General features: G+C 66.8%; 19 protein-coding genes and 1 rRNA gene. 7 read left to right on the forward strand and 13 right to left on the reverse strand.

All coding sequences use genetic code 11. The features are described from left to right. Positions 1–185 precede the first annotated feature (185 nt). The 4 genes from ACFRAU_RS16110 to ACFRAU_RS16125 all read left to right on the forward strand — a co-directional run bounded on the left by ACFRAU_RS16110 (position 186) and on the right by ACFRAU_RS16125 (position 4,471). A complete protein-coding gene (locus tag ACFRAU_RS16110) occupies positions 186–842 on the forward strand; it encodes a GntR family transcriptional regulator (RefSeq protein WP_378000664.1) in 657 nt (218 codons plus the stop codon). Next, positions 835–2,355, forward strand: a complete 1,521-nt coding sequence (locus ACFRAU_RS16115) for an MmgE/PrpD family protein (protein ID WP_378000665.1) — start codon at positions 835–837, stop codon at positions 2,353–2,355. The genes ACFRAU_RS16110 and ACFRAU_RS16115 overlap by 8 nt, the downstream gene beginning before the upstream one ends. Then, positions 2,356–3,261, forward strand: coding sequence for a methylisocitrate lyase (prpB, locus tag ACFRAU_RS16120; protein ID WP_378000666.1), 906 nt, complete (start codon positions 2,356–2,358; stop codon positions 3,259–3,261). A 70-nt stretch (positions 3,262–3,331) separates the two neighbouring features. Further along, a complete protein-coding gene (locus tag ACFRAU_RS16125) occupies positions 3,332–4,471 on the forward strand; it encodes a bifunctional 2-methylcitrate synthase/citrate synthase (protein WP_378000667.1) in 1,140 nt (379 codons plus the stop codon). 106 nt (positions 4,472–4,577) lie between these two features. On the opposite strand, the gene ACFRAU_RS16130 is transcribed toward ACFRAU_RS16125, so the two are convergent. From ACFRAU_RS16130 to ACFRAU_RS16185, 12 genes are all read right to left on the reverse strand, one after another. Beyond that, complete coding sequence (locus ACFRAU_RS16130) at positions 4,578–6,095, reverse strand: hypothetical protein (protein WP_378000668.1); 1,518 nt, start codon at positions 6,093–6,095, stop codon at positions 4,578–4,580. A 1-nt stretch (position 6,096) separates the two neighbouring features. After that, positions 6,097–6,621, reverse strand: a complete 525-nt coding sequence (locus tag ACFRAU_RS16135) for an RNA polymerase sigma factor (protein WP_378000669.1) — start codon at positions 6,619–6,621, stop codon at positions 6,097–6,099. A 74-nt stretch (positions 6,622–6,695) separates the two neighbouring features. Further along, positions 6,696–7,187 (reverse strand): 8-oxo-dGTP diphosphatase, encoded by a 492-nt coding sequence (locus tag ACFRAU_RS16140; protein ID WP_377997940.1) that lies wholly within the window; start codon positions 7,185–7,187, stop codon positions 6,696–6,698. A 72-nt stretch (positions 7,188–7,259) separates the two neighbouring features. Further along, positions 7,260–8,288: a site-specific tyrosine recombinase XerD gene (xerD, locus tag ACFRAU_RS16145; RefSeq protein ID WP_378000670.1), complete on the reverse strand. Its 1,029-nt coding sequence runs from the start codon at positions 8,286–8,288 to the stop codon at positions 7,260–7,262. Continuing rightward, positions 8,288–8,950 carry an NUDIX domain-containing protein gene (locus tag ACFRAU_RS16150; protein WP_377997938.1) on the reverse strand — a complete coding sequence of 221 codons (663 nt, stop codon included), beginning with the start codon at positions 8,948–8,950 and terminating at the stop codon, positions 8,288–8,290. The genes xerD and ACFRAU_RS16150 overlap by 1 nt, the downstream gene beginning before the upstream one ends. Positions 8,951–8,997: 47 nt before the next feature. Further along, entirely contained in the window at positions 8,998–10,755 is a 1,758-nt protein-coding gene (locus tag ACFRAU_RS16155; RefSeq protein ID WP_377997937.1) for a CTP synthase, read from the reverse strand. Positions 10,756–10,885: 130 nt separating this feature from the next. Next, positions 10,886–12,625 (reverse strand): DNA repair protein RecN, encoded by a 1,740-nt coding sequence (gene recN, locus ACFRAU_RS16160; RefSeq protein ID WP_378000671.1) that lies wholly within the window; start codon positions 12,623–12,625, stop codon positions 10,886–10,888. A gap of 3 nt (positions 12,626–12,628) precedes the next feature. Beyond that, positions 12,629–13,654, reverse strand: a complete 1,026-nt coding sequence (locus tag ACFRAU_RS16165; RefSeq protein WP_377997935.1) for an NAD kinase — start codon at positions 13,652–13,654, stop codon at positions 12,629–12,631. Between the two features lie 13 nt (positions 13,655–13,667). Then, positions 13,668–14,480, reverse strand: coding sequence for a TlyA family RNA methyltransferase (locus tag ACFRAU_RS16170; protein ID WP_378000672.1), 813 nt, complete (start codon positions 14,478–14,480; stop codon positions 13,668–13,670). A gap of 2 nt (positions 14,481–14,482) precedes the next feature. After that, positions 14,483–14,788, reverse strand: a complete 306-nt coding sequence (locus ACFRAU_RS16175) for a hypothetical protein (RefSeq protein WP_377997933.1) — start codon at positions 14,786–14,788, stop codon at positions 14,483–14,485. Positions 14,789–14,797: 9 nt separating this feature from the next. Beyond that, positions 14,798–15,790 carry an HAD-IIA family hydrolase gene (locus ACFRAU_RS16180; protein ID WP_378000673.1) on the reverse strand — a complete coding sequence of 331 codons (993 nt, stop codon included), beginning with the start codon at positions 15,788–15,790 and terminating at the stop codon, positions 14,798–14,800. A gap of 4 nt (positions 15,791–15,794) precedes the next feature. Continuing rightward, positions 15,795–16,586: a hypothetical protein gene (locus tag ACFRAU_RS16185; protein ID WP_378000674.1), complete on the reverse strand. Its 792-nt coding sequence runs from the start codon at positions 16,584–16,586 to the stop codon at positions 15,795–15,797. Between ACFRAU_RS16185 and ACFRAU_RS16190 the strand changes: the two genes are divergently transcribed. From ACFRAU_RS16190 to ACFRAU_RS16200, 3 genes are all read left to right on the forward strand, one after another. Beyond that, on the forward strand, positions 16,557–17,678 hold the full coding sequence (locus ACFRAU_RS16190) for a hypothetical protein (protein WP_378000675.1): 1,122 nt from the start codon (positions 16,557–16,559) through the stop codon (positions 17,676–17,678). The two genes, ACFRAU_RS16185 and ACFRAU_RS16190, sit on opposite strands and share 30 nt — an antisense overlap. 308 nt (positions 17,679–17,986) lie before the next feature. Continuing rightward, entirely contained in the window at positions 17,987–19,906 is a 1,920-nt protein-coding gene (locus ACFRAU_RS16195; protein ID WP_378000676.1) for a cytochrome c oxidase assembly protein, read from the forward strand. Between the two features lie 146 nt (positions 19,907–20,052). Continuing rightward, on the forward strand, positions 20,053–22,095 hold the full coding sequence (locus ACFRAU_RS16200) for a multicopper oxidase domain-containing protein (RefSeq protein ID WP_378000677.1): 2,043 nt from the start codon (positions 20,053–20,055) through the stop codon (positions 22,093–22,095). Between the two features lie 311 nt (positions 22,096–22,406). Here the strand turns inward: ACFRAU_RS16200 and rrf are convergent. Beyond that, positions 22,407–22,500 (reverse strand): 5S ribosomal RNA (rrf, locus tag ACFRAU_RS16205); the annotation flags it as partial.

Raw genomic sequence — 22,500 nt, forward strand, 5'->3', positions numbered from 1 at the left:
CCTGGCGGCCGCCCTCGCCGAGAGCAACGGAACCAATCCCTGGCTGCAGCACTCGCTTCCGCCCTCGGATTCAGCTTATGTATACACAGTCGCCTCTCAACCCTGACAAATCCGGCACAACACTATGCAAGGTCCGCTTCTGTGTATACACTCGAGGTAAACCGAGCCGAAGGGAGGGAGACTGTATGCGTGCCAGCGACAGAGCCTACGCAGCACTCCGCGATGACATCATCGAATGGCGCCTCCTCCCCGGCACAGTGCTCGCTGAGGTCGAGCAGTCCGCCAGACTGGGAATCTCCCGGACACCGCTCCGCGAGGCACTGAGCCGTCTGACGGCGGAAGGGCTGACGACGGCGGGCGGCCGCGGCGTCGTCGTCACCGACATCTCCCTGGAGGACATCGACGAGTTGTTCGAGCTCCGCGAAACCCTTGAAGGGAAAGCTGCTGCACTCGCGGCAGAACGCGGCGATGCCCGCGTCTTCCGGGGACTGCAGGAGGAGCTGCTGGACGCCCCGGCCCTGCTCACCTCACCTGACCCCACCCGGCACGACTATTACGAGCTCGTCGGCCGCCTGGATGCCGCCATCGACGCGGCCATCTCCAACTCCTACCTGGCGCAGGCCATGCGCAGCCTGCGCGTCCACCTGGTGCGGGTCCGCCGGCTGGCCGCTGATGACCAGGCCCGGCTCACGGCGGCCGCAGCCGAACATGCCGCCATCGCCGAAGCGATAGCGGCGGGCAACGCCCGGCTGGCGGAAGCGGCCACCACCCTCCATCTGCACCGCAGTCTTTCCCACGTCAAAGCAGTCCACACATCCGCCCAGAAGGAGTCCCATGGTTAAGGAACACCACGTCCGCGTCTACAAGAGCGAGGAAAACCTCCCGCGCGAACAGCAACTCGCCCACAAGATCGCCGTGGTGGCAGCAGACCCCGTGGCCGTCACCGACGACGTCACGGACATGGTCATCAACCGGATCATCGACAATGCCTCGGTGGCCGTCGCCTCACTGAACCGCGCCCCCATCATCGCGGCCCGTGCACAGGCCGTCACCCACGCACCGTCAACCGGCGGCCAAGGAGCCAAGGTCTTCGGCATCGGCGACCGGGTCTCTCCGGAGTGGGCGGCGTGGGCCAACGGTGTGGCGGTCCGCGAGCTGGATTACCACGACACCTTCCTCGCCGCGGACTACTCGCACCCGGGCGACAACATTCCGCCGATCCTTGCGGTCGCCCAGCACGTGGGCTCCAGCGGCAAGGACCTGATCCGCGGCATCGCCACCGGCTACGAGATCCAGGTGAACCTGGTGAAGGCGATCTGCCTGCACAAGCACAAGATCGACCACGTGGCCCACCTCGGCCCCGCGGCGGCCGCCGGTATCGGTACACTCCTGGGCCTGGACGTCGAAACCATCTTCCAGTCCGTGGGCCAGGCCCTGCACACCACGACGGCCACCCGCCAGTCGCGCAAGGGCGAGATCTCCACGTGGAAGGCGCACGCCCCGGCCTTCGCGGGCAAGATGGCTGTCGAGGCGGTGGACAGGTCCATGCGCGGACAGACGTCCCCGGTGCCGATCTATGAAGGCGAGGACGGCGTGATCGCCTGGCTGCTTGACGGCCCGGACGCCTCCTACGAGGTTCCGCTGCCCGAAGCCGGAGAGGCCAAGCGTGCCATCCTGGACACCTACACCAAGGAACACTCGGCAGAATATCAGGCCCAGGCCTGGATCGACCTCGCCCGCAAGCTGAACAAGGAGCACCCCGAGGCCACGGATCCGGCGAATGTGAAGTCCGTCCTTATCAAGACGAGCCACCACACGCACTACGTGATCGGCTCCGGCGCCAACGATCCGCAAAAGTACGATCCGACGGCCAGCCGGGAAACCCTGGACCACTCCATCCCCTACATCTTCACGGTGGCCCTGCAGGACGGGGCCTGGCACCATGTGGACTCGTACTCCCCCGAACGCGCCGCCCGGCCGGACACGGTGGAGCTGTGGCAGAAGGTGTCCACGGTGGAGGACCCGGAGTGGACCCGCCGGTACCATTCCCTGGACATCTCCGAGAAGGCCTTCGGCGGTTCCGTGGAAATCACGCTCACCGACGGCACCGTCATCCGGGACGAAATCGCCGTGGCCGACGCCCACCCGCTGGGCGCCCGGCCGTTCGCCCGTGAGCAGTACGTGAACAAGTTCCGCACCCTGGCTTCCGGGCTGGTGGCGGAGGACGAAATCGAAAGGTTCCTGGCCGCCGTCGAACGCCTCCCGGAACTGGCGGCGGGCGAGCTGGACCAGCTGAACATCACCGCGGCGCCCGGCGTCATCGATTTCAGCGCGGCGCCCAAGGGACTGTTCTAAGTGCTGTACTCCACCGCCACCCCGGAGCAGAAACGCCTCAAGTTCAGGGAACTGCTCAACTCCGGAACCATTCAGCAGTTCCCCGGTGCGTTCAACCCGCTCTCCGCCCGGCTGATCGAGGAGAAGGGCTTCGCCGGGGTCTACATCTCCGGCGCCGTGCTGGCGAATGACCTGGGCTTGCCCGACATCGGCCTGACCACCCTGACTGAAGTGGCCACCCGGGCAGGACAGATCGCCCGTATGACCGACCTGCCGGCCATCGTGGACGCCGATACCGGCTTCGGCGAACCCATGAACGTGGCCCGCAGCGTGCAGGAGCTGGAGAACGCGGGGCTTGCCGGCTGCCACATCGAGGACCAGTTCAACCCCAAGCGCTGCGGCCACCTGGACGGCAAGAACGTCGTGGACCTGGACACCGCCACCAAGCGGATCAGGGCTGCGGCCGATGCGCGGCGGGACCCGAACTTCCTGATCATGGCCCGAACCGACATCCGCGCCACGGACGGGCTGGAAGCCGCGAAGGACCGGGCCAGGGCCCTCGTCGAGGCTGGCGCCGACGCCATCTTTCCCGAGGCCATGAAAGACCTGGCGGAGTTCCAGGCCATCCGGGACGCCGTCGACGTACCGATCCTGGCCAACATGACCGAGTTCGGCAAGAGCGACCTTTTCACCGTGGACCAGCTGCAGGGTGTGGGCGTGAACATGGTGATTTATCCGGTGACCCTGCTCCGTAGTGCCATGGGGGCTGCTGAGCGTACGCTGGATTCAATTAAGGCCGACGGAACCCAGGAGGCACAGGTAGGGAGCATGCTGACGCGCGCGCGGTTGTACGACCTGGTGGACTACGAGGCCTACAACCGCTTTGACACCGGCGTCTTCAACTTCCGGATCCCCGGAACCGACTGACGCCCAAATTCTCGCAGGACCACCGGCCCTTCCAGCCGGTAACCGGACCCAAGGAACGAAGGAGTTCAGCATGGCTGAAGAAGAGATCAAGAAGGGCCTCGATGGCGTCGTGGTGGACTACACCGCGGTCTCGAAGGTCAATCCCGACACGAACTCACTGCTGTACCGCGGCTACCCCGTCCAGGAGCTCGCCGCCAGGTGCAGCTTCGAAGAGGTCGCCTACCTCCTGTGGAACGGCGAATTGCCGTCCTCCGGCGAGCTGGCTGAGTTCACGGCCCGCGAACGCGCCGGACGGCCGCTGGATCCCGTGGTCAAGCAGGTGATTGATGCCCTGCCGACGTCGGCGCACCCCATGGACGTCTGCCGCACCGCCGCATCGGTGATGGGCGCCCGCCACCCGCTCGCGGAGGATTCCTCCCGGGACGCCAACATGGCCAAGGCCCTGGACCTGTTTGCCGCGATGCCGGCCGTCGTGGCGTATGACCAGCGTCGCCGGCGCGGGCAGGACCTCGTGGAGCCGCGGGACGACCTCGGCTACTCGGCCAACTTCCTGTGGATGACGTTCGGCGAGGAGGCCGTCGCCGAGGTGGTGGAGGCCTTCAACGTCTCCATGATTCTTTACGCCGAGCACTCCTTTAACGCCTCCACCTTCACCGGGCGCGTCATCATGTCCACGCTGTCCGACCTCCATTCGGCGGTGACCGGCGCCATCGGTGCGCTCAAGGGGCCGCTGCACGGCGGAGCCAACGAGGCCGTCATGCACACCTTCGACGAGATCGGGATCCGGCCCGAGGAGTCCCTCGAGGAGGCCGCAGACCGCGCCAAGACATGGATGGAGAACGCCCTCGCCCAGAAGAAGAAGGTCATGGGCTTCGGACACCGGGTCTACAAGCACGGCGATTCCCGCGTGCCCACCATGAAGGCCGCCCTCGACAAGATGATTGCCCACTTCGGCCGGCCCGAGCTGCTGGGCCTGTACAACGGCCTCGAATCGGCCATGGACGAGGCCAAGGGCATCAAGCCGAACCTCGACTATCCGGCCGGCCCCACCTACCACCTCATGGGCTTCGACACGAACATGTTCACGCCCCTGTTCGTCGCCAGCCGCATCACCGGCTGGACCGCCCACTTCATGGAGCAGCTGAACGCGAACTCACTCATCCGCCCACTGAGCGCCTACAACGGTCCGGACGAACGGCACGTGCCGTAGTCCCTCGCCTGTAACGCGGACGACGCCGGAGAAGCACGACGCCGGGCCGGTCACCTTTCGGTGGCCGGCCCGGCGTCGTTCATTTCTGGGTCCCTTTGTGGTGGCGTCAGGAGGTGGTCTTCAGGCTCTGGATCATGGCCTTCAGCTTCTTGTACTCCGGCGTCTCAACGTAGGCCCTGGCCTCGGCCATGGTGGTGAATGCCGGCTCCGCGGTGTCCTGCGCGCCCCTGGCCGTAAAGGACAGGATGCCCGTGGGGGTGCCGGTGACCAACGTGTACATGAGGCAGTTGTCGCTGACGGAGCCACTGTCCTTGTCCACCAACCCGAGCTGGTAGCTGAATCCCTTGCCGATCGAGGTCCTGTCCATCACCCGGTAGGAAAACCGCACCCCGCGCTCCACAGCCCAATCGGCAGTCAGGGAAGACTCGCCGGCATCCAGTTCGGTGATCTTGTACTTTCCAGCCGTGCAGGCGCCGCCGAGGCCGCCCGCAGCACTGTGCTGGAAACTGGCCACGGCCTTGCCGGACTCGTCTGACACGGTGATTCCCGAGCCCGGGTAGTCCGGCGTGCCAACGGAAACATCCTTCGCGGTCCAGCCCGCCGGGAGGACGAGGCTGGCTTTCCCGTCCCCGCTGACGAAGCGCTGGCTGGCGGCCGGTGAATTGGCCGGCCGCAGCGCCAGGGAAATCAGCATGCGCTTGACGTCCTGGTACTCCCGAGTCCCCATGTACGCCTTCGCCTCGGCAACGGAGTCGAACGCGAGCGGAGCGTCCTTTCCGTTGGCCATGAGCCATGTGGTGTCGCCGAATTGAGTGAAGGGAACGTTGTCCGGGCCGAGGATGCCGTTGTACAAGCCGCACGTCGTGGTTTGCGAAGCCGCGTCGCCGTCAGCAAGCGCCAGGGAACCGTAGACCTTGGCGCCCTCTATGACCCGGAAGACAAAGGCGGACGGGCCGAAGCCGGTTTCCGCGATCTTGGCCGCCTTTTGCGGAATGTCAACGACCACCTTATCGAGGGTCCGGAACGGCTTCGGGTCCGGGCACACCGGACCACCCGCCGCGTCGTAGAGCAGCCGCAGGGTGGACACGGTCTTGCCGGCAGCATTCTTCACTTCGACGACGTTGTAGGCTCCGCCGTCGATGGTTTGCGGCATCTGGGACACGGTCCATCCCAGCGGGTGTTCGAAGGTCGCCTGGCCGGTGGCGTCCGTGAAGGTGGTCCACGTGGCTGCTGCCGCGGGAGCGGTTCGTATCGGCGCCGGCACTGCTGTCGCCGTCGATGTCGCGGTAGGGGTCGCCCGCGGAGTTGCTGTGGCCGGCACGGTGGATTCAGCCGGCGACGGCACAACGGTGCCCGCAGGTTCGGGAGCCGATACCAGCGTCCCAAGGTTCGCGGCCACGAGCACACCGGCGGTCACAGCCGCTGCCGCCAGGGTCAGGACACCGGCAACGCGCGCCCGCCGCCGTTTCCGGTCCTCGAACCGGAGTACGTGCGCCGGCAGGCTGTCCGTGAACATCGGTGCTTCGGTGGTCACCCGGCGCAGGGCCGCTTCGGCGTCGGGCACCCCGGCAGGATCGTTGCGGAGCGGGTCTGACCCGGAAATCAGGTTCTTGATCGGATCCATCTCATGCACCCATCTCTTGTGTGAGCGAGTTCTGGCTGCCCGAGCGGGCGGTTACCGGCATTTGCTTTCGGAAGGCGGCCCTGGCACGGTGCAGGCGGACCTTGGCAGCAGCTTCGCTGCACTGCAGAACACCGGCGATCTCCGCCATGCTCAGCTCGTCCCAGTAGGCCAATTGCAGGATGTCGCGCTCACAGTCACGCAGCGCGGCCATTGCGTCGTGGACCGCCAGGTCCGCGGAATCCACACCGGAGCCGAGCTCGGCGGACGCCCGAAGTTTTGCCTGCAGGGCCACGAGACGGTCACGGCTGCGGTAGGCATTTCCGATCAGGTTCCGCGCCACGGTCAGCAACCAGGCGATGTCCGGGTGCCGCTGCTCGTTCCATTTTTGCCAGACGACGCGGAACACGTCCGCGGCGAGCTCTTCGGCGAGCTCGGGCGATTCCACCCGCCGCCGCACGTACCTGTAAACCCGCGGATAGCTGTCCCTGTGAACGGCGACGAACGCCAGTTCGCGTTCCGACTCCACGTATCCCCCCAACGTAAAAAGCAGTGTCCTGACCAGGCAGGCTAACCGTATAGTTTCCGCCAGGGAACGGGCGGTTACACGGCCCGGAAAGAATATTCGGCGGACGCCACCGTCTCGTTGTCCTCGTTCAGGGTGATGACGGCGTCGACCACGTTCCCGGCCAGCGCCAGGGGCAGCCAGTGCTCCGCATCCTGCCACATCCGCTCCAGTGGAAGGGCCGAAACCAGGAACCACTCCGGAATGATCTCGGAGCTCTCCACTGGCTCACCGGCCCACCGGCGGGTGGTGAACAGGCGGGTGGACATGTTCCAGTCCGGCCGGGCGGGGAAAACAAACTCCACCTTTCCCGCGTCGGACAGGTCCTCTTCGAGGACCACGACGCCGGCTTCCTCCAGTACCTCCCGGCACGCGGCCTGGCCATCGGTCTCGCCGGCCTCCACGTGGCCGCCGAGTCCCACGATTTTGCCGGTTCCGAAGCCGGTCCTTTTCAGGCCCAGCAGCACCTCAGGCCCAACCTCCTGGCGTTCCCGAAGCAGGAAGCAGAGGGTGACGGGCACGGAGGTCATGCAGACCAGCCTAGCGTTGCCGGCGCTGTCCGGATGTGTGTCCAAGGCCCGGGAATACCCCGAGGGCCTCGATTACCCCAACGCCCGGGGATGAGCAGCGGCGTAGACTTCCCGCAGCGTGTCGGCGGTGACGAGCGTGTACACCTGCGTGGTGGTCACCGAGGCATGCCCGAGGAGTTCCTGGACCACGCGGACGTCCGCGCCGCCTTCGAGCAAGTGGGTGGCGAAGGAGTGCCGGAGCGTGTGCGGGGAGACGTCCTTGATGATGTTGGCTTTGTCCGCCGCGGCCTTCAGGATGGTCCAGGCGCTTTGCCGGCTGATACGCCCGCCCCTGGCGTTGAGGAACAGCGCAGGCGTGCCCTTGCCCTTCCCCGCGAGCTGGGGACGGCCCCGCACAAGGTACCCGTCGAGGGCTCGGGCCGCGAATGAGCCGAGCGGCACGAGACGTTCCTTGGAGCCCTTGCCGAACAGCCGCACGATGGCCGGGCCGGATTCGGCGGCCTGCACCGAGAGATCGTCGACGTCAAGGCCCACGGCTTCACTGATCCGGGCACCGGTGGAGTACAGGAATTCCAGCAGCGCCCGATCCCGGAGGCCGGTTGGGGTGTCAGTACCGGCGGCTTCCAGGATCCTGGTGACTTCCTCGACGGTGATGGCCTTAGGCAGACGCTTGCCGGGCATTGGCGGGTGGACGTCGCTGGCGGGGTCCGCCGTCGTCGTCCCTTCCAGCGCCCAAAAGCGGTGCAGTCCGCGGACGGCCACCACGGTCCGCGCCGCAGACCGCACTCCCAGCGGAGTGCCGCCGTCGGCGCCGTCGGAAAGCGCCTGGGCGAAGCCGGTCACGTGGTGGCGGGTGATGTCAGCCGGGCTGCCGAGCCCTTGGCCGGCGAGGTAGGTGGAATAGCGGGCGAGGTCGCGGCGGTACGCGGACAGCGTGTTTGCCGCGAGGCCCCGTTCGACGCCCATGTGCTGGAGGTAGTCGGTCACGCCGCGGTCAATCGCGGTGCGGGGACGTTCCGGCGGTTTCGGTTCGGCGCCGGCTGCCGGCTGGGGTGCCGGCGTGGCCGGAGATTCCTCCTGTGCCGCAGTGTCCGCGGACATCAGCGCTGGCTGGGGTGCGCCGGCCAGGGGGCGTCGCCCGGCCGTAGTCCGCTGAAGCCGTCCGCTTTCGCGGCGGCGGCAGCAAGGATTCCGACGACGGCGGACGGGTTGTGCAGGCGTCCCTCCAGCACCGCCGCAACGGCATCCTCCAGCGGGATCCAGTGCAACTCAATTTCAGCTTCTTCGTCCGTGCGGACGTGCAGTTCGTGATGCGGGACCTCGGTGAGGCCGCGGGCGAGGTAGATGCGGATCGCCTCGCTGGAGGAACCTGGCGAATTGAAGAAGTCCACCAGGACGTTCCACTCGCTGGCGATCAGGTCCGCTTCCTCGGCGAGTTCACGCCCGGCGCCCACCACGAAATCCTCACCCTCGACGTCGAGCAGGCCTGCGGGAATCTCCCAGAGGTCCATGCCCACCGGGTGGCGGTACTGCTTGATCAGCAGCACCTCGCCGTCGTCGTTCATGGGGAGCACTGCGACGGCACCGGGGTGCTCGATGTAGTCCCGGACGAGGGGGTCGCCCTCGGCGGTGAGCTTGAAGCTGTCGCTGACAACGTCCCAGATCCGGCCGTTGTAGACCCGCTCCCGGGAGAGCAGACGGCGCGGGCTCGGCGCATCCGAAACCTGCCGGCCAGCAGGGGTGTTTTCAGATTTACCGGGCATCGCGCCGTCCTTGCTCTATAGGTGTTGTGAATTTGCTCTGCTGGGTTCTACTCTGCGGCGGCTTCGCCGGTTCCGGCCGCGGCGGGCTCAAAACCGGTTCCGTCGCTGCCGCTCTGGTGGTCCAGGGCGGCCTTCACCAGGCCGGCAAAGAGCGGGTGCGGCCGGGTGGGCCGTGAGCTCAGTTCCGGGTGCGCCTGGGTGGCCACGTAGTAGGGGTGAACCTCGCGGGGCAGCTCCACGTATTCCACCAGCTTGCCGTCCGGGGACGTGCCGGAGAACACCAGGCCCTCGGCAGCAATCTGCTCGCGGTACTTGTTGTTCACCTCGTACCGGTGGCGGTGGCGTTCGCTGACGGTGGTGGTGCCGTAGGTCTCGGCGATGACCGAGCCCTCATCCAGCTTGGCCTCGTACAGGCCAAGGCGCATGGTGCCGCCGAGGTCGCCGCGGCCCTCGACGAATTCCAGCTGCTCTTCCATCGTGGCGATAACCGGGTACTTGGAGTCCGGCTCGAACTCGCTGGAGGAGGCACCCTCCAGGCCGACGACGTTGCGGGCGTACTCGATGACCATGCACTGCAGGCCGAGGCACAGGCCCAGCACCGGCAGCCGCGATTCGCGGGCAAACTTCAGGGCGCCCAGCTTGCCTTCCAGGCCGCGGATACCGAAGCCGCCCGGAACGCAGATGGCGTCCACGCCCTCGAGGGAGCGCACAGCGCCCTCGTGGGTTTCGCATTCGTCCGACGGCACCCAGCGGATCTTGACCTTGGCGTCGTTGGCGAATCCGCCGGCGCGCAGGGCCTCCGTGACGGACAGGTATGCGTCCGGAAGGTCGATGTATTTGCCCACCAGGGCAATCTCGACCTCATGCTTCGGGTTGTGGACGGCTTCGAGGAGCTTGTCCCAGCTGGTCCAGTCGACGTCCTTGAACGGCAGGTCCAGCGCCCGGACGATGTACGAATCCAGGCCCTGCGTGTGCAGGGTCTTGGGGATGTCGTAGATACTGGGGGCGTCGGCGGCGTTGACCACGGCGTCGATGTCGACGTCGCACATGCGGCCGATCTTCTCGCGCATGGCGTCGGGGACTTCGCGGTCCGAACGGATCACGATGGCTTCCGGCTGGATGCCGATGGAGCGGAGGGCGGCCACGGAGTGCTGCGTGGGCTTGGTCTTCAGTTCCTGCGAAGGACCGATGTACGGGACCAGGGAAACATGGAGGAAGAAGACGTTGGTCCGGCCGATGTCCTGGCGGACCTGGCGGGCGGACTCAAGGAAAGGCTGGGACTCGATGTCGCCGACCGTGCCGCCGATCTCCGTGATGATGACGTCCGGCGCGTTCTTGCCCTCGGAGGGCAGCCGCATCCGGCGCTTGATCTCATCGGTGATGTGCGGGATGACCTGGACGGTGTCACCGAGGTACTCGCCGCGGCGTTCCTTGGCGATCACCGTGGAGTACACCTGGCCGGTGGTCACGTTGGCCGAACCCTCGAGGTTTTCGTCGAGGAAGCGCTCGTAGTGTCCGATGTCGAGGTCGGTTTCAGCACCGTCGTCTGTGACGAAAACCTCGCCGTGCTGGAAGGGGTTCATCGTGCCCGGATCCACATTCAGATAGGGATCGAGCTTCTGCATAGTTACTGACAAGCCGCGTGCCCGCAACAGGTGGCCGAGGCTGGAGGCCGTCAGTCCTTTGCCTAGCGAGGACGCCACACCGCCGGTGACGAAGATGTGTTTGGTCGTCTTGGAGGAGCCCGGGAACCGGGAATTTACACGGGAATTTGATCGCTGCACCACGGAATTCGAGCCTATCATCAATTGAGCCTTCCACGGATCGGGTATGCGTCCCCAAAGGCTTCAGTTTTCCCTGTCCACGCCTTGCAAGCAAGAGCCGCGCCGCCGGCAAGAACGGGGCCCAAGGACCGCCGGGTCCCGAGCCAGCAGCTCAGGCCTGCTGCGGCAGGAGCTTGGCGTCGTCCAGAAGCTCCTGGGCGTGCGCCTGCGCGGTTTCGGAGTCCTCCTGGCCTGCCAGCATCCGGGCCAGTTCCCTGACGCGTTCGGCCTCGTCCAGGAGCTGGACGTCGCTGGAGGTGAAACCCTTGGCGGTGGAGCCGTCAGAGCCCCGCACCGAGGTCTTGGTCACACGGATGTGCTGGTCGGCGAACGCCGCGACCTGCGGCAGGTGCGTCACCACCAGGACCTGCACGTGGCGGGCCAGCATGGCCAGCCGCCGGCCGATCTCCACTGCGGCGCGGCCACCCACGCCGGCGTCGACCTCGTCGAAGACGAACGTAGGCACGGGGTCCACCGCCGCCAGCACCACCTCGATGGCCAGCATGACCCTGGAGAGCTCGCCGCCGGACGCGCCCTTGCCCAGCGGCCGGGCGGGCGCTCCGGAGTGCGGCTGCAGCAGGAAGGAGATCTCGTCTGCGCCGTGGGGTCCCAGCTGGGCCGCGGCCTCGATGGTGATCACCAGGGTGGCATCGGCCATGGCGAGTGCCTTAAGCTCGGCGCTGACCCGGGCGGAGAGGTCCTTGGCGGCTTTGGCGCGGACCTTGCTGATGGCCGCGGCCTGCTTCTTCAACTCGGCAGCGGCCCTGGCCACTTCCGCTTCCAGGTTCTCAATCCGGGTGGAGTCGCCCTGCAGTTCGTCAAAGCGTGCCCGGGCACTCTCCGCCCATTCGAGGACCTCGTCGATGCTCGGCGCATACTTCCGGACCAGCTTGGCCAGGGAGGCGCGGCGCTCTTCGATTTCGGCCAGGCGCTCCGGCCCCTCCGAGTCCAGCCCGGCCTGGTAGCTGGCCAGCTCGGTGGCGATGTCGTTGAGCAGGAATCCCACCTCGGCGAGGCGGGAGGCCGCTGATCCGAGTTCCTCATCGTGTTCGGCCACGTGTTCCAGGGTCCGCTTGGCCGCATCCACCAGCGACGTGGCGTCGCCGGCCTCGCCGAAGTCCTCGGCGATGAGTGCCTGGTGCGCGGTGGTGGCGGCGATCCGGAGTTCTTCGACGTTGGCCAGCTTCACGGCCTCGGCCTTCAGGGCCTCGTCCTCCCCCGCCTGCGGGTCCACGGCGTCAATCTCCGCCAGCGCAGCTTCCAGGGACTCGGCCTCGCGAAGCCGTTCGCGCTCCGCACTGCGCAGTGAGTCCAGCTCGGCCTGGCTGGATTTCCAGGAGCTGTAGAGGTCCTGGAATCCGCCGAGCGTCGAGGCCAGCCCGTCCCCGGCGAACTTGTCGAGCGCCTCGCGCTGTGCCGCGGCGCCCTTGAGCCGGATCTGGTCCGTCTGCCCGTGCACCACCACCAGCGACTCGCCGATTTCGGCCAGTACGCCCACCGGGGCGGCCCGGCCGCCGAGGAAGGCCCTGCTGCGTCCGTCGGCACCGAGGCGCCGCGACAGCAGAAGCTCCGCGCCGCCGTCGAACTCCTCAACCTCGGCCCCGGCGTCCCTGGCGCGTTCCAGGGCGAGGTGGCCGGATTGCAGGTGCACCACCGCTTCGGCAGAGGCGCTCTTCGCGCCGCTGCGCACAGCGCCGGCGTCCGACCGGGCTCCCAGCAGCAGCCCGACGGCGGTGACCACCATGGTCTTGCCGGCACCGGTCTCGCCGGTAACCACGCTGAGCCCGGGGCCCAGCGGCAGCGTGGCATCGGTGATGACGCCGAGATCGCGGATTCTCAGTTCTTCAAGCATGGTTCACTTTTCAGTCGGAGGATCGGATTCTGAACCGGGTTCGTACGGCCGAAGGCCCGAGGGCGGCGCCATGGTCCGGGGCGTGCGCACGATGGGCACCGGACCGGTATGGACCTGCTCGGACTGCGGCACGGGGCCGCGCCAGCCATGGATGGGCAGCTCGAACTTGCGGACCAGCCGGGCCGAGAACGGGGTCTGGTGCGTGCGGGCCAGGCGGACAGGCGTGGTGGACCTGGTGACCTCCACGCGGGCGCCGGGAGGCAGGTCCACGGAACGCCTGCCGTCGCACCACAGCACGCCCAGGGCGTCCGTCCGGTTAAGGACCTCCACAGCCAGCCGGGACCGCGGCGAGACCACCAGAGGCTTGGCGAAGAGGGCGTGCGCGCTGATGGGGACAATGAGAAGGGCTTCCACCTCCGGCCACACAACAGGGCCGCCGGCAGAGAAGGCGTAGGCGGTGGATCCGGTGGGCGTCGCGAGCACCACGCCGTCGCAGCCGAAGGAGGTCAGCGGGCGCTCGTCCACCTCGGTGACCAGTTCCAGCATGCGCTCCCGGTCGCCTTTTTCGATGGCGGCCTCGTTCAGGGCCCAGGTGTGCCAGATCTTCTGGCCTCGGACCCAGACCTGGACGTCAATGGTCATGCGCTCCTCCACCGTGTACTCACGGCTGGCGATCCATTCGACTGTCTGGGCGAGGTCCGCACGCTCGCTCTCGGCGAGGAAACCGACGTGGCCCAGGTTCACGCCCAGCAGCGGCACGTCCACTTCGCGGACCAGTTCGGCCGCCCGCAGGATGGTGCCGTCCCCGCCCAGCACCATGACCAGTTCCACGTCCGGAAGCTGGATATGGTCGTGGAGGATTTCGACCGGTTGGTCCATGGCGCCGAAGAAGCTTTCCATGTCGCCCAGTTCGGACTTCTGCATGACGGGGATGATGCCGGAGGCATGGAGCTGGGCGCACGCCTCCCAGGCCGCCTTTAGGGATTCCTCGCGGCCGGTATGGGCAAGTACCAGTACACGCCTGCTCATCGGGTTCCGCTCTCTAGTGGTTCGGCCAGATCTTTCCCAGCAACGCAGCGACGGCTGCGTCCCGCTCTTCGATCTTAGGCAAGTCTTCGGACATTCTTTGCGTTATCCACAGGAAGTATTCGACATTTCCGTCCTGGCCCGGCAAGGGGCTGGTGGCCAGCCCCCGCAGTTCCAGGCCGGCGTCGAGCGCCGCCCCCGCCACTTTACCGACAGCCAGGCGCCGTTCGCGCTCCGACGTGACCACCCCCGTGCGGGCCAGCCGCTCCTTGCCGATCTCGAACTGCGGCTTGACCATGAGGACCAGGTCGCCTCCGGGGGCGGTGCAGGCAGCCAGCGGGGCCAGCACCAGCGTCAGGGAGATGAAGGACAGGTCGGCAACCGTGAGCTCTGCCGGGCCGCCGATCTGTTCGGGGTCCACGTAGCGGACGTTCAGCCCCTCGTGCACGCTCACGCGCGGATCGCTGCGGAGCTGCGGCACCAGCTGGCCGTGCCCGACGTCGACCGCCACCACGTGCGCGGCGCCCCGCCGCAGCAGGACATCGGTGAAGCCGCCCGTGGAGGCTCCGGCGTCAAGGCACCGTTTTCCGCCGACGGCGACCTCGGGGAAGGCGTCCAGCGCGCCGGCCAGCTTGTGGCCGGCGCGGCTGACGTACGCGTCCGCCGCGTCTTCCGTCACGCTCAGTTCACGGTCGTCGCCCACCTGCAGCGACGCCTTGGCGAGGACGTCGCCTTCGGATGACACCTTGCCGTCGGCGATGAGCCGGGCGGCATGAGTGCGGGACCGCGCCAGTCCCCTGCTGACGAGCAGTTGGTCGAGTCTGGGCATGGTCAGGCAGCACCCGGACCGTGCTGCGGCTCTTCGTTGAGGGCTTCCAGCAGGGCGTCGTGCATGGCTGCATAGGCGGCCGGGTGCTCCGAAACGGGGAGCCCGGGGATCTCGCGGACACGGTCCAGGACGGCCAGTACCGCCGGGTCAGCGACGCCGGCCTCCGAAGCGGGGCTGCCGGGGACTGTCAGCTCCGGCCAGGCGGCGTCTGACAGTGCGGCGTCCACTGCGGAGTCCGGCGCTGCGGAGTCCGGCGCTGCACCGCCCGGCAGGGCATCGTACGACGCGTCGTTGTTCAACTCGGGCATGGCACCAGTCTATTGATCCAGCCACTCGAGTTCGGGAGCCGTGGGGACTTCGGCGTCGGGCCGGGCCGCCCACCACGCGGCACACGCCGCGCGCCACGAATCGAGGTCATCGGTCGGTCCTGCTATGCGGATGGCGTCACCGGCGACGGTTGCCGTGGCGTTCCCGCAACGGAACGTCCCGCCGTCGTTATCAATTTCCGGATATGCCTCGTAGAGGCCAGCCAGGTCCTGGATGATGTAGCGGGGCCGCTCCTCGGTCCGGGCCGCCAGCATGGTTTCCAGGGTGTCGATGCCGGTCAGCACGGCCACGGTGGCGAAGCCGGCCCGGTTGCCACCCAGGATGTCGGTGTCCAGGCGGTCGCCCACAACCAGCGGCCGGTCCGAGGAAAGCCGCTTGGCCGCGGCGTGGAACAGCGGGGCCTCCGGCTTCCCGGCGACCAGGGGCTGCCGGCCCGTTGCGGCCGCCACTGCGGCCACGAGGGACCCGTTGCCGGGCGCGGTCCCCCGGGTCTGCGGGAGAGTCATGTCGGTGTTCGTCGCAACCCACAGCACGTCACCGTCCGCCAGGACGAAAGACGCTTCGGCGAGGTCCTTCCAGCCGATTGCAGGGTTGAAGCCCTGCACGACCGCCACCGGATTCTCCTCGGCGCTGTGCACCGGGTTCAGGCCAACCAGCTCAACCTCGTGGGCCAGTGCCGGGCTTCCGGTGATCAGGACGGCGGAGCCCGGGGGAAGCAGAGACGCCAACAGGTCGGCCCCGGCCTGGGAGGAGCTCACCACCTGGTGGTCCTCGGCGGGGGCGCCAAGCTCGCGCAGGTGGGCTGCGACCTGCGCCGGGGTACGGGAAGCGTTATTGGTCACGTAACCGAGGCCGACGCCGATCCCGGCCAGCTGCTGCAGTGATTCCACAGCTCCGGGGATGGCGTGGGGACCCCTGTACACCACTCCGTCCAGGTCAGCCAGCAGGGCATCGAACCGCGAAATCAGTTGGGCGTCACTCATGTGATTAGTCCTCCGAGCCGTTCTGGCGGCGGTCAGCATCCTGCTCGTCGGTGTGCCCGGCTTCAACTTCGCCGTCAGCGTCCTCATCCGGCTCAGCGGAGTCCTGGTCAGACTCGGCGTCATCGGATTCGAAGTAGTCCGCTTCTGCGTCGTCCAGGTTTTCTTCCGCCAGGTTTTCTGCAGCGAGGTCCGCTGAAGGCCGCTGCGCGGCAGCTTCCTCCTCCGTGCTGATGCCCGGGGCGGACTGTTCGGAAGACTCGGTGCCGTCCTGCGCCGCCGTGCCTGCTGCCTGCGCAATTCGCTTCCGGCGTTCGGCTTCTTCCCGGGCTTCCTCTTCCTCGTCCCAGCCGAGGTCGATGATGTCGGGTTCCTCAGCCATGCCCAGGCCCAGGGCTTCTTCGGCTACGACGGCCTGGCGCTGCCACTTCCCGGCCTCGGTTTCGCGGCCGGCGGCGGTCAGGGCCTCAGCATAGGCGCGGAACAGGCGCGGGCTGTAGGAAAAGGCACGGTTGATGTCCAGCTGCGGGATCTCCAGCTCCGCCACGGCGGCGTCCAGCTGGCCAAGGTCGGCGCGGGCACCGGAGGCGACAATTGCCAACTCCACCTTGCCGGGTGCGTCGAGGTCCTGTGCCTCCTCGGAGCGGACAACGTCCAGGGCGCGGTCGGGCCGGCCCAGGCCGCGTTCGCAGTCGGCCATCACTGGCAGGTGGACGTTGGAACCGCTGATCCGCCTGTAGGTGCGGAACTCGCGCAGGGCCTCGCCGTAGTGGCCGGCAGCATAAGCCGTGAGGCCCACGGCCTCTCGGACAGCGGCAAGGCGTCCGCCGCGGCGGCTGGCGGCAAGGGCGTGCTGGAACGCCAGTTCAGGTTCCTCGTCGATGAGCCGTCCGGCCATCACGAGGTGGCGGGCAACCCATTCCGCGCTGTTGGATTCCAGGGTCTTGATCTGGTGTTGCGTGGCGCGGTCGAGTTCCTTGCCCGTGACGTCCTCGTCGATTTCGGGCGAACGCTCACGGTCCGGGCGGTTCGCGCTGCGGAGGTCGCGGGCGTTGGGAACGCGGACGGGGCGGTCCTCAGCCCTGTCGCGGCCGAACTGGCGGGGGCCGGAGTCGCCGCGGTCAAAGTTTCGGGGTCCTCGGTCCTGCCGCTCACCGCGGTCCTGCCAACCGGCACGGTCCTCGCGGGGTGCACGGTCCTGCCGGTCACCGAAAGGCCTGCGGTTGTCTCCGCCACCAAAGGTGCGGCGGTCGCCGTCGCCCTCGCGACGCGGACGGTCACCAAACGGCTTACGGTCACGATCACCAAACGGCTTACGCTCACCACCAAAACCGCGGCGATCACCCTCGCCCTCACGACGCGGACGGTCACCAAACGCGCGGCGGTCGCCTTCGCCAAAGCTGCGACGCTCACCGTCGCCTTCACGACGCGGGCGGTCACCAAATGGCTTACGGTCACGATCACCAAACGGCTTACGCTCACCACCACCAAAACCGCGGCGATCACCCTCGCCCTCACGACGCGGACGATCACCAAACGCGCGGCCGTCGCCTTCGCCAAAGCTGCGACGCTCACCCTCGCCTTCACGACGCGGGCGGTCACCAAATGGCTTACGGTCACGATCACCAAACGGCTTACGCTCACCACCACCAAAACCGCGGCGATCACCCCCACCCTCACCGCGCGGACGATCACCAAACGGCTTACGGTCAGGGTCACCGCCGGAACCGCGGCCATCACGGGCGCGGAAGCCCCGCGGATCCCCGCCGGAATTATTGGTCCCCCTAAAAGGGCCCCCCTGCCGTCCCCGGTTGCTTCCCGAGTCCCCCCGGTCATTTCCGCCGCGGTAACCGCCGCCCTTGTGCTCAGCCATGGTGGATTCCTCCTGTAGTGAGCCGACCACTGGCGCGATGTGCAGCCGCTCTTGTCCGTGTTTGGTTGTCCTGCGCGACCCGTGGTGAAGCGTCCGGTGTCCGCATATCTCTGACAATTCTAGGCGAGAGCCGGTGCCAGCCACTAACGGCGGGGGCCTTACACGGGCCGGGGTGTGCATCCTCACAGCGGCGAGGGCCATTCATTCTGCTGTGGGCCGGGTCGGCGATTCGTGCTTCCGGGCGCCCGGGAGAGCACAGCACCCCACAGGAAAAATCCAAGGAGGCGTGGCAAGACTGGCCCCACAGCATCCGCCGAGGGGGGACCATGAAGAATTCACGGACGAAGCCGGTGGCCGCGGCTGCCATGATCCTGGGTTGCGGGCTACTGGCACTGTTCCTTGCCTACTCGACCGAGGCCGGCAAGGAAGCAGCATTCCTCGACAGGACCGGGGCAGCGGTCATCTGGGGGCTCCCGGTTGCCAAACTTGCTTTCAACGTCGCGGCCGCCGGAACAGTCGGGCCGCTTATCCTCACGCTCTTTGCCCTCCCCCCGAAAGGCAAGGCGTACTCGAAGGCGCTGGTCCTAGCCGGTATTTCCGCGGTGCTCTGGACGGCCGCAGCAGCCGCGATCAGCGTACTCACCTTCCACTCGCTGGCTAACCTGCCACTGTTTTCGGAAGGATCCGGGGCCATCTTCGTCAGTTTCCTGACGGACGTTGATGCTGGCCGCAGAAGCGCCCTGACAGTAGTGATTACGGCAACAGCAGCGCTCCTGTGTTTCGGAGTTCAGAGCCAACGGGCTGTTGCCGTCACGGCTGTGTTGGCTTCCACGGGGCTGATACCACTGGCCCTGAACTCCCATGCTGCAGGCGGTGCCAGCCACGCCGACAGTACGGTTTCGGTGGTCATGCACATGGCCGCCGCGGCCATCTGGATCGGCGGCCTGGCAACGCTCGTCCTGCTGCGGCGCACGCTGGGAACGGAGTTGCCGGCCGCGGTCCGGCGTTACTCGACGTTGGCGCTGCTGTCCTTCCTTGCCCTGGCAATCTCGGGCGTGGCAGCTGGGGTGACAAGTATCGGCACGCTTGAAGGGCTGGCCTCGCAGTACGGCCTGATCCTCCTGGCGAAGACCGCGGCTCTGGGCGTTCTGGGCCTGTTCGGGGCGTTGCACCGAAAGTGGATCCTCACGAAGCTGGATTCGGCCCTGGGCAAGGCACGGACCACCTTCGCGGCTTTGGCTGTGGCCGAGCTTGCCGTCATGACAGCCGCATCAGGACTGGCGGCTGCCCTGGCGCGCACCCCACCGCCAACGGCCTCGCAGGCCGCGCCCGCCCCCGTTTCCCTGCGTCTTCCGGGCGTTGTGGATGTGTTCAGCAGCTGGAAGCCCGACGCCCTGTGGATCTTCCTCTGCGCCGTCGCCGTGTTCCTGTATGCAGCCGGGATGCGGCGTGTTCGGAACCGGGGCGGGCACTGGCCTGCCTACCGCGCCGTCCCCTGGTTCACCGGAGTCGCGCTGTTGTTCCTGGTCACCAACGGAGGGCTTCGCTTCTACCAGGAGTACCTGATCAGCGCGCACGTCACGACGCAGATGCTACTAATGGCCGCCGTTCCGCTCCTGCTGGTACCGGGTGCCCCCCTGACATTGGCCAGGCACGCCGCGGCACCCAGGCAGGACGGGTCCATAGGCGGTGCCGAAGCTCTCACCTTGACACTGCGTCCCGTTCTGAGTGCCACGTCAGCGCCCTTTACGGCGGCCGCCGGCCTGGCCGCAGTGCTGGCTGCCCTGTACTACACGCCTTTGCTCGAGTACTCGTCTCGCACCCAGTTCGGATACCAGGCCATGGCCCTGTTGGCCTTGCTCTCCGGCTGCCTGTTTGCTGCTTCCCTTGCCCGTGCCACGGACCGCGGGCCCGGATCATCAGTGGCCGCCAGGCTGATGTCCCTGGGAGCTGTGGCAATGCTCTACGCGATGCACGGCTGGGCCCTCGCCCAACAGACAGACCAGCTGCCGGATTCGCGACGGCAGGAATGGCTGATCAGTGTGGGCCAGCCCTGGGACCGGCCGTTTCTGTCGGTCGTGGAGCCGGCGGGCATGGCCATGTGGGTCATCGCCGCCGGGACGCTTGCCGTGGCGGCAGCGGCTGTACTGTACCGGGCCCGCCGGCGCCCCGCCGCGGGTACGGGGAAGCGGGTCCGCTCCGCTCCTGAGCAGGCCCAAGACCTTGTGATGTCCTCAGAGTCCTGATGGGCGCCTCCCCAAGCGGGCGTCCCGTGGGCGGCCCCCACCCAAAGAAGGCCGCCGCCGGCCCTGTCTCGCTCAAGGTTTCCGCAGGGTAGGTATTACACCCTCAACTAAATCAAATGGACTTTCTAGCGACGTTGGAGGTAGTCGTGTCAGTTACTCGCCGTCAGGCACTGCAAATAGGTGGAGTGGGGATCATCGGTGCCTTTGGGCTGGCTGTACCCCTGACGTCCGTCAACGCCAAGTCGGCAAGCCAGCTGGCGTCCCGCAACATGCCAAAGCCCTACCAGCGGGCTCTTCCCATTCCAGAGGTACTCAAGCCCAAGAGCACGGTTGTGGACCCCGACGGTCACAAGCGGCACCTGTACAAGATCGAGCAGAAAGCCGCCCTGGCGAACATCGTGCCTGGCCTCAGCACTCCCATCCTCGGCTACAACGGGACATTTCCGGGCCCGACCATCAAAGTGAATCAGGGCGAACGCATCACATTGGAGATGGACAACGTCCTGCCACTGTTCCATCCGCAGTGGGGATACCGGCTTGACACCTCAACCCACCTGCACGGGTCTGCGTCGCTGCCGCAGTTCGACGGCTACGCCAACGACCTCACAGGCCGGGACTACTGCAAGGACTACGAATACCCCAACTTCCAGCCGGCGCGGACCCTCTGGTACCACGACCACGCGGTGCACAATACGGGCCAGAGCGTCTACTCCGGCCTGGCCGCGCAGTACCACCTGCACGACGATGTGGAAGGCAACATTCTTCCGCAGGGAAAGTTCGACGTGCCGCTCACTGTTTCCGACGCCATGTTCGCAGCCAACGGCTCCCTCGGCTACAACGACAACACCCACTCCGGCCTATGGGGTGACGTCATCCTTGTCAACGGAGCGCCCTGGCCGGTGATGAAGGTCCAGCGACGGGTCTACCGCTTCCGCATACTCAATGCATCCATTGCGCGCTCCTACCGCTTCTCGCTGAGCACAGGCGACGCCATGACCATCGTCGCAACGGACGGCGGCCTGATGCCGGCCGCCCAGCAGGTGACATCCTGGCGGCACGGCGGCGCCGAGCGCTACGAGGTCCTTATCGACTTTTCGAAGTATCCAGTCGGCAAGCGGGTGGAACTGCGCAACCTGTCCAACAAGAACAATGTGGACTACGACTTCACCAGCAAAGTCATGGCCTTCGACGTAACGGACGAGCCGGTCGACACGTCCGGACCCGGCGCCAGGGTGCTGCCGACTCTTCTCGCCCCGAGCACCGCCATGAGCCTCAAGACTTCGGACTCTGTAAAAACCCGGCGCATGCGGGTGAAGCGGGACAACGGCATGTGGACCATCGGCGGCATGACGTGGGACGAGGTGGTGCAGAGTGGCTACAGGAAGGTTCTTGCCGATCCCGATCTCGACGATGTGGAAATCTGGGAAATAGAAAACAGCTCAGGAGGATGGTTCCACCCGGTCCACATCCATCTGGTGGACTTCCAGGTCGTCAGCCGCAACGGGCAGGCACCCTTCGCCCACGAGCGGGGGCCGAAGGACGTGGTCTACGTGGGTGAAGGGGAAACAGTTCGGCTGCTCATGAAGTTTGAGCACAACCGCGGCAGGTACATGATCCACTGCCACAACCTGCCCCATGAGGACCATGACATGATGGCCCAGTTCAGCGTCGGCATCGACACGAACAACGCAGATCCCAATCATCCCGTCGAGGCTGTAAGGCCGCATCCGATCAATCAATCTGCACCGGCCCCATCAGCAGCAACCCCGGGGACGGCGGGAGTGCCGGCGCCACTCACCACCCAGCCCACAGAGGTGACTGCACCCGTAACGACCACTCCGGCCACGTCACCGGTCGCATCACCACCGGCGGCCGTCCCATCTCCGGCCACGGCCCCGGTGGGACAGAAGGACGTCGTGACCATCATCGCCGCCCGGCACCGGCTGACCAAGGACATGGCTTTCGCCGGAACCTCCAAGTTTACGGGCTCGACGGCGGCCACCTCAGCCACCGTCGTGCTGTACGACGTCACGCCGGGGCGTGCCGCCACCCGCCTGGGCACCGTGAAGGCGAACGCCCTGGGAGCCTGGACACTGACGGTCAAGCCCGGACCAACGAAGCAGGTCACCGCCGTCAAGGCCGAATCGAGCGTCGGCGGGACTGCGACAACCAGAGTGCGGACCAGCTGACCAGGCCCGTCCGACCCACCTGGGAGAAGGCCGTTAGGTGGCTCCGGCCCCGGCGTACATGCCGGGGCTCGTGAAAACCTGCAGGATCTGCGGAAGGGTTTGGGGAAACGCTGCGGGATGTGAGTGCGCGTCTGGGGAAAACCTGCGAAAGCTGCGGAAGCGTTTGGGGAAACGCTGCAGGATGTGATGGAGCGTTCGGGGACTGGGCCAGTTGGTTGTGCCTGTCGGGGCCTGGGGTGGAATGCGGCTAAGCCGGTGTTAAATGCGGGAGGACCCCAACCTGGTGGTTGGGGTCCTCGACCTTAATGGTTGTCCGGCGGTGACCTACTCTCCCACACCCTCCCGGGTGCAGTACCATCGGCGCTGTGGGTCTTAGCTTCCGGGTTCGGAATGGGACCGGGCGTT

The organism is Arthrobacter sp. NPDC056691, from assembly GCF_042791415.1.
In the GTDB taxonomy this organism is placed as follows: Bacteria; Actinomycetota; Actinomycetes; order Actinomycetales; family Micrococcaceae; genus Arthrobacter.

Bases quoted from the DNA above. Each gene is read 5' to 3' on its own strand.
- ACFRAU_RS16110 (WP_378000664.1), top strand. From the start codon at position 186: ATGCGTGCCAGCGACAGAGCCTACGCAGCACTCCGCGATGACATCATC.
- ACFRAU_RS16115 (WP_378000665.1), top strand. From the start codon at position 835: ATGGTTAAGGAACACCACGTCCGCGTCTACAAGAGCGAGGAAAACCTC.
- ACFRAU_RS16125 (WP_378000667.1), top strand. From the start codon at position 3,332: ATGGCTGAAGAAGAGATCAAGAAGGGCCTCGATGGCGTCGTGGTGGAC.
- ACFRAU_RS16130 (WP_378000668.1), bottom strand. From the start codon at position 6,095: ATGGATCCGATCAAGAACCTGATTTCCGGGTCAGACCCGCTCCGCAAC.
- ACFRAU_RS16140 (WP_377997940.1), bottom strand. From the start codon at position 7,187: ATGACCTCCGTGCCCGTCACCCTCTGCTTCCTGCTTCGGGAACGCCAG.
- xerD (WP_378000670.1), bottom strand. From the start codon at position 8,288: ATGTCCGCGGACACTGCGGCACAGGAGGAATCTCCGGCCACGCCGGCA.
- ACFRAU_RS16150 (WP_377997938.1), bottom strand. From the start codon at position 8,950: ATGCCCGGTAAATCTGAAAACACCCCTGCTGGCCGGCAGGTTTCGGAT.
- ACFRAU_RS16155 (WP_377997937.1), bottom strand. From the start codon at position 10,755: ATGATAGGCTCGAATTCCGTGGTGCAGCGATCAAATTCCCGTGTAAAT.
- recN (WP_378000671.1), bottom strand. From the start codon at position 12,625: ATGCTTGAAGAACTGAGAATCCGCGATCTCGGCGTCATCACCGATGCC.
- ACFRAU_RS16165 (WP_377997935.1), bottom strand. From the start codon at position 13,654: ATGAGCAGGCGTGTACTGGTACTTGCCCATACCGGCCGCGAGGAATCC.
- ACFRAU_RS16170 (WP_378000672.1), bottom strand. From the start codon at position 14,480: ATGCCCAGACTCGACCAACTGCTCGTCAGCAGGGGACTGGCGCGGTCC.
- ACFRAU_RS16175 (WP_377997933.1), bottom strand. From the start codon at position 14,788: ATGCCCGAGTTGAACAACGACGCGTCGTACGATGCCCTGCCGGGCGGT.
- ACFRAU_RS16180 (WP_378000673.1), bottom strand. From the start codon at position 15,790: ATGAGTGACGCCCAACTGATTTCGCGGTTCGATGCCCTGCTGGCTGAC.
- ACFRAU_RS16195 (WP_378000676.1), top strand. From the start codon at position 17,987: ATGAAGAATTCACGGACGAAGCCGGTGGCCGCGGCTGCCATGATCCTG.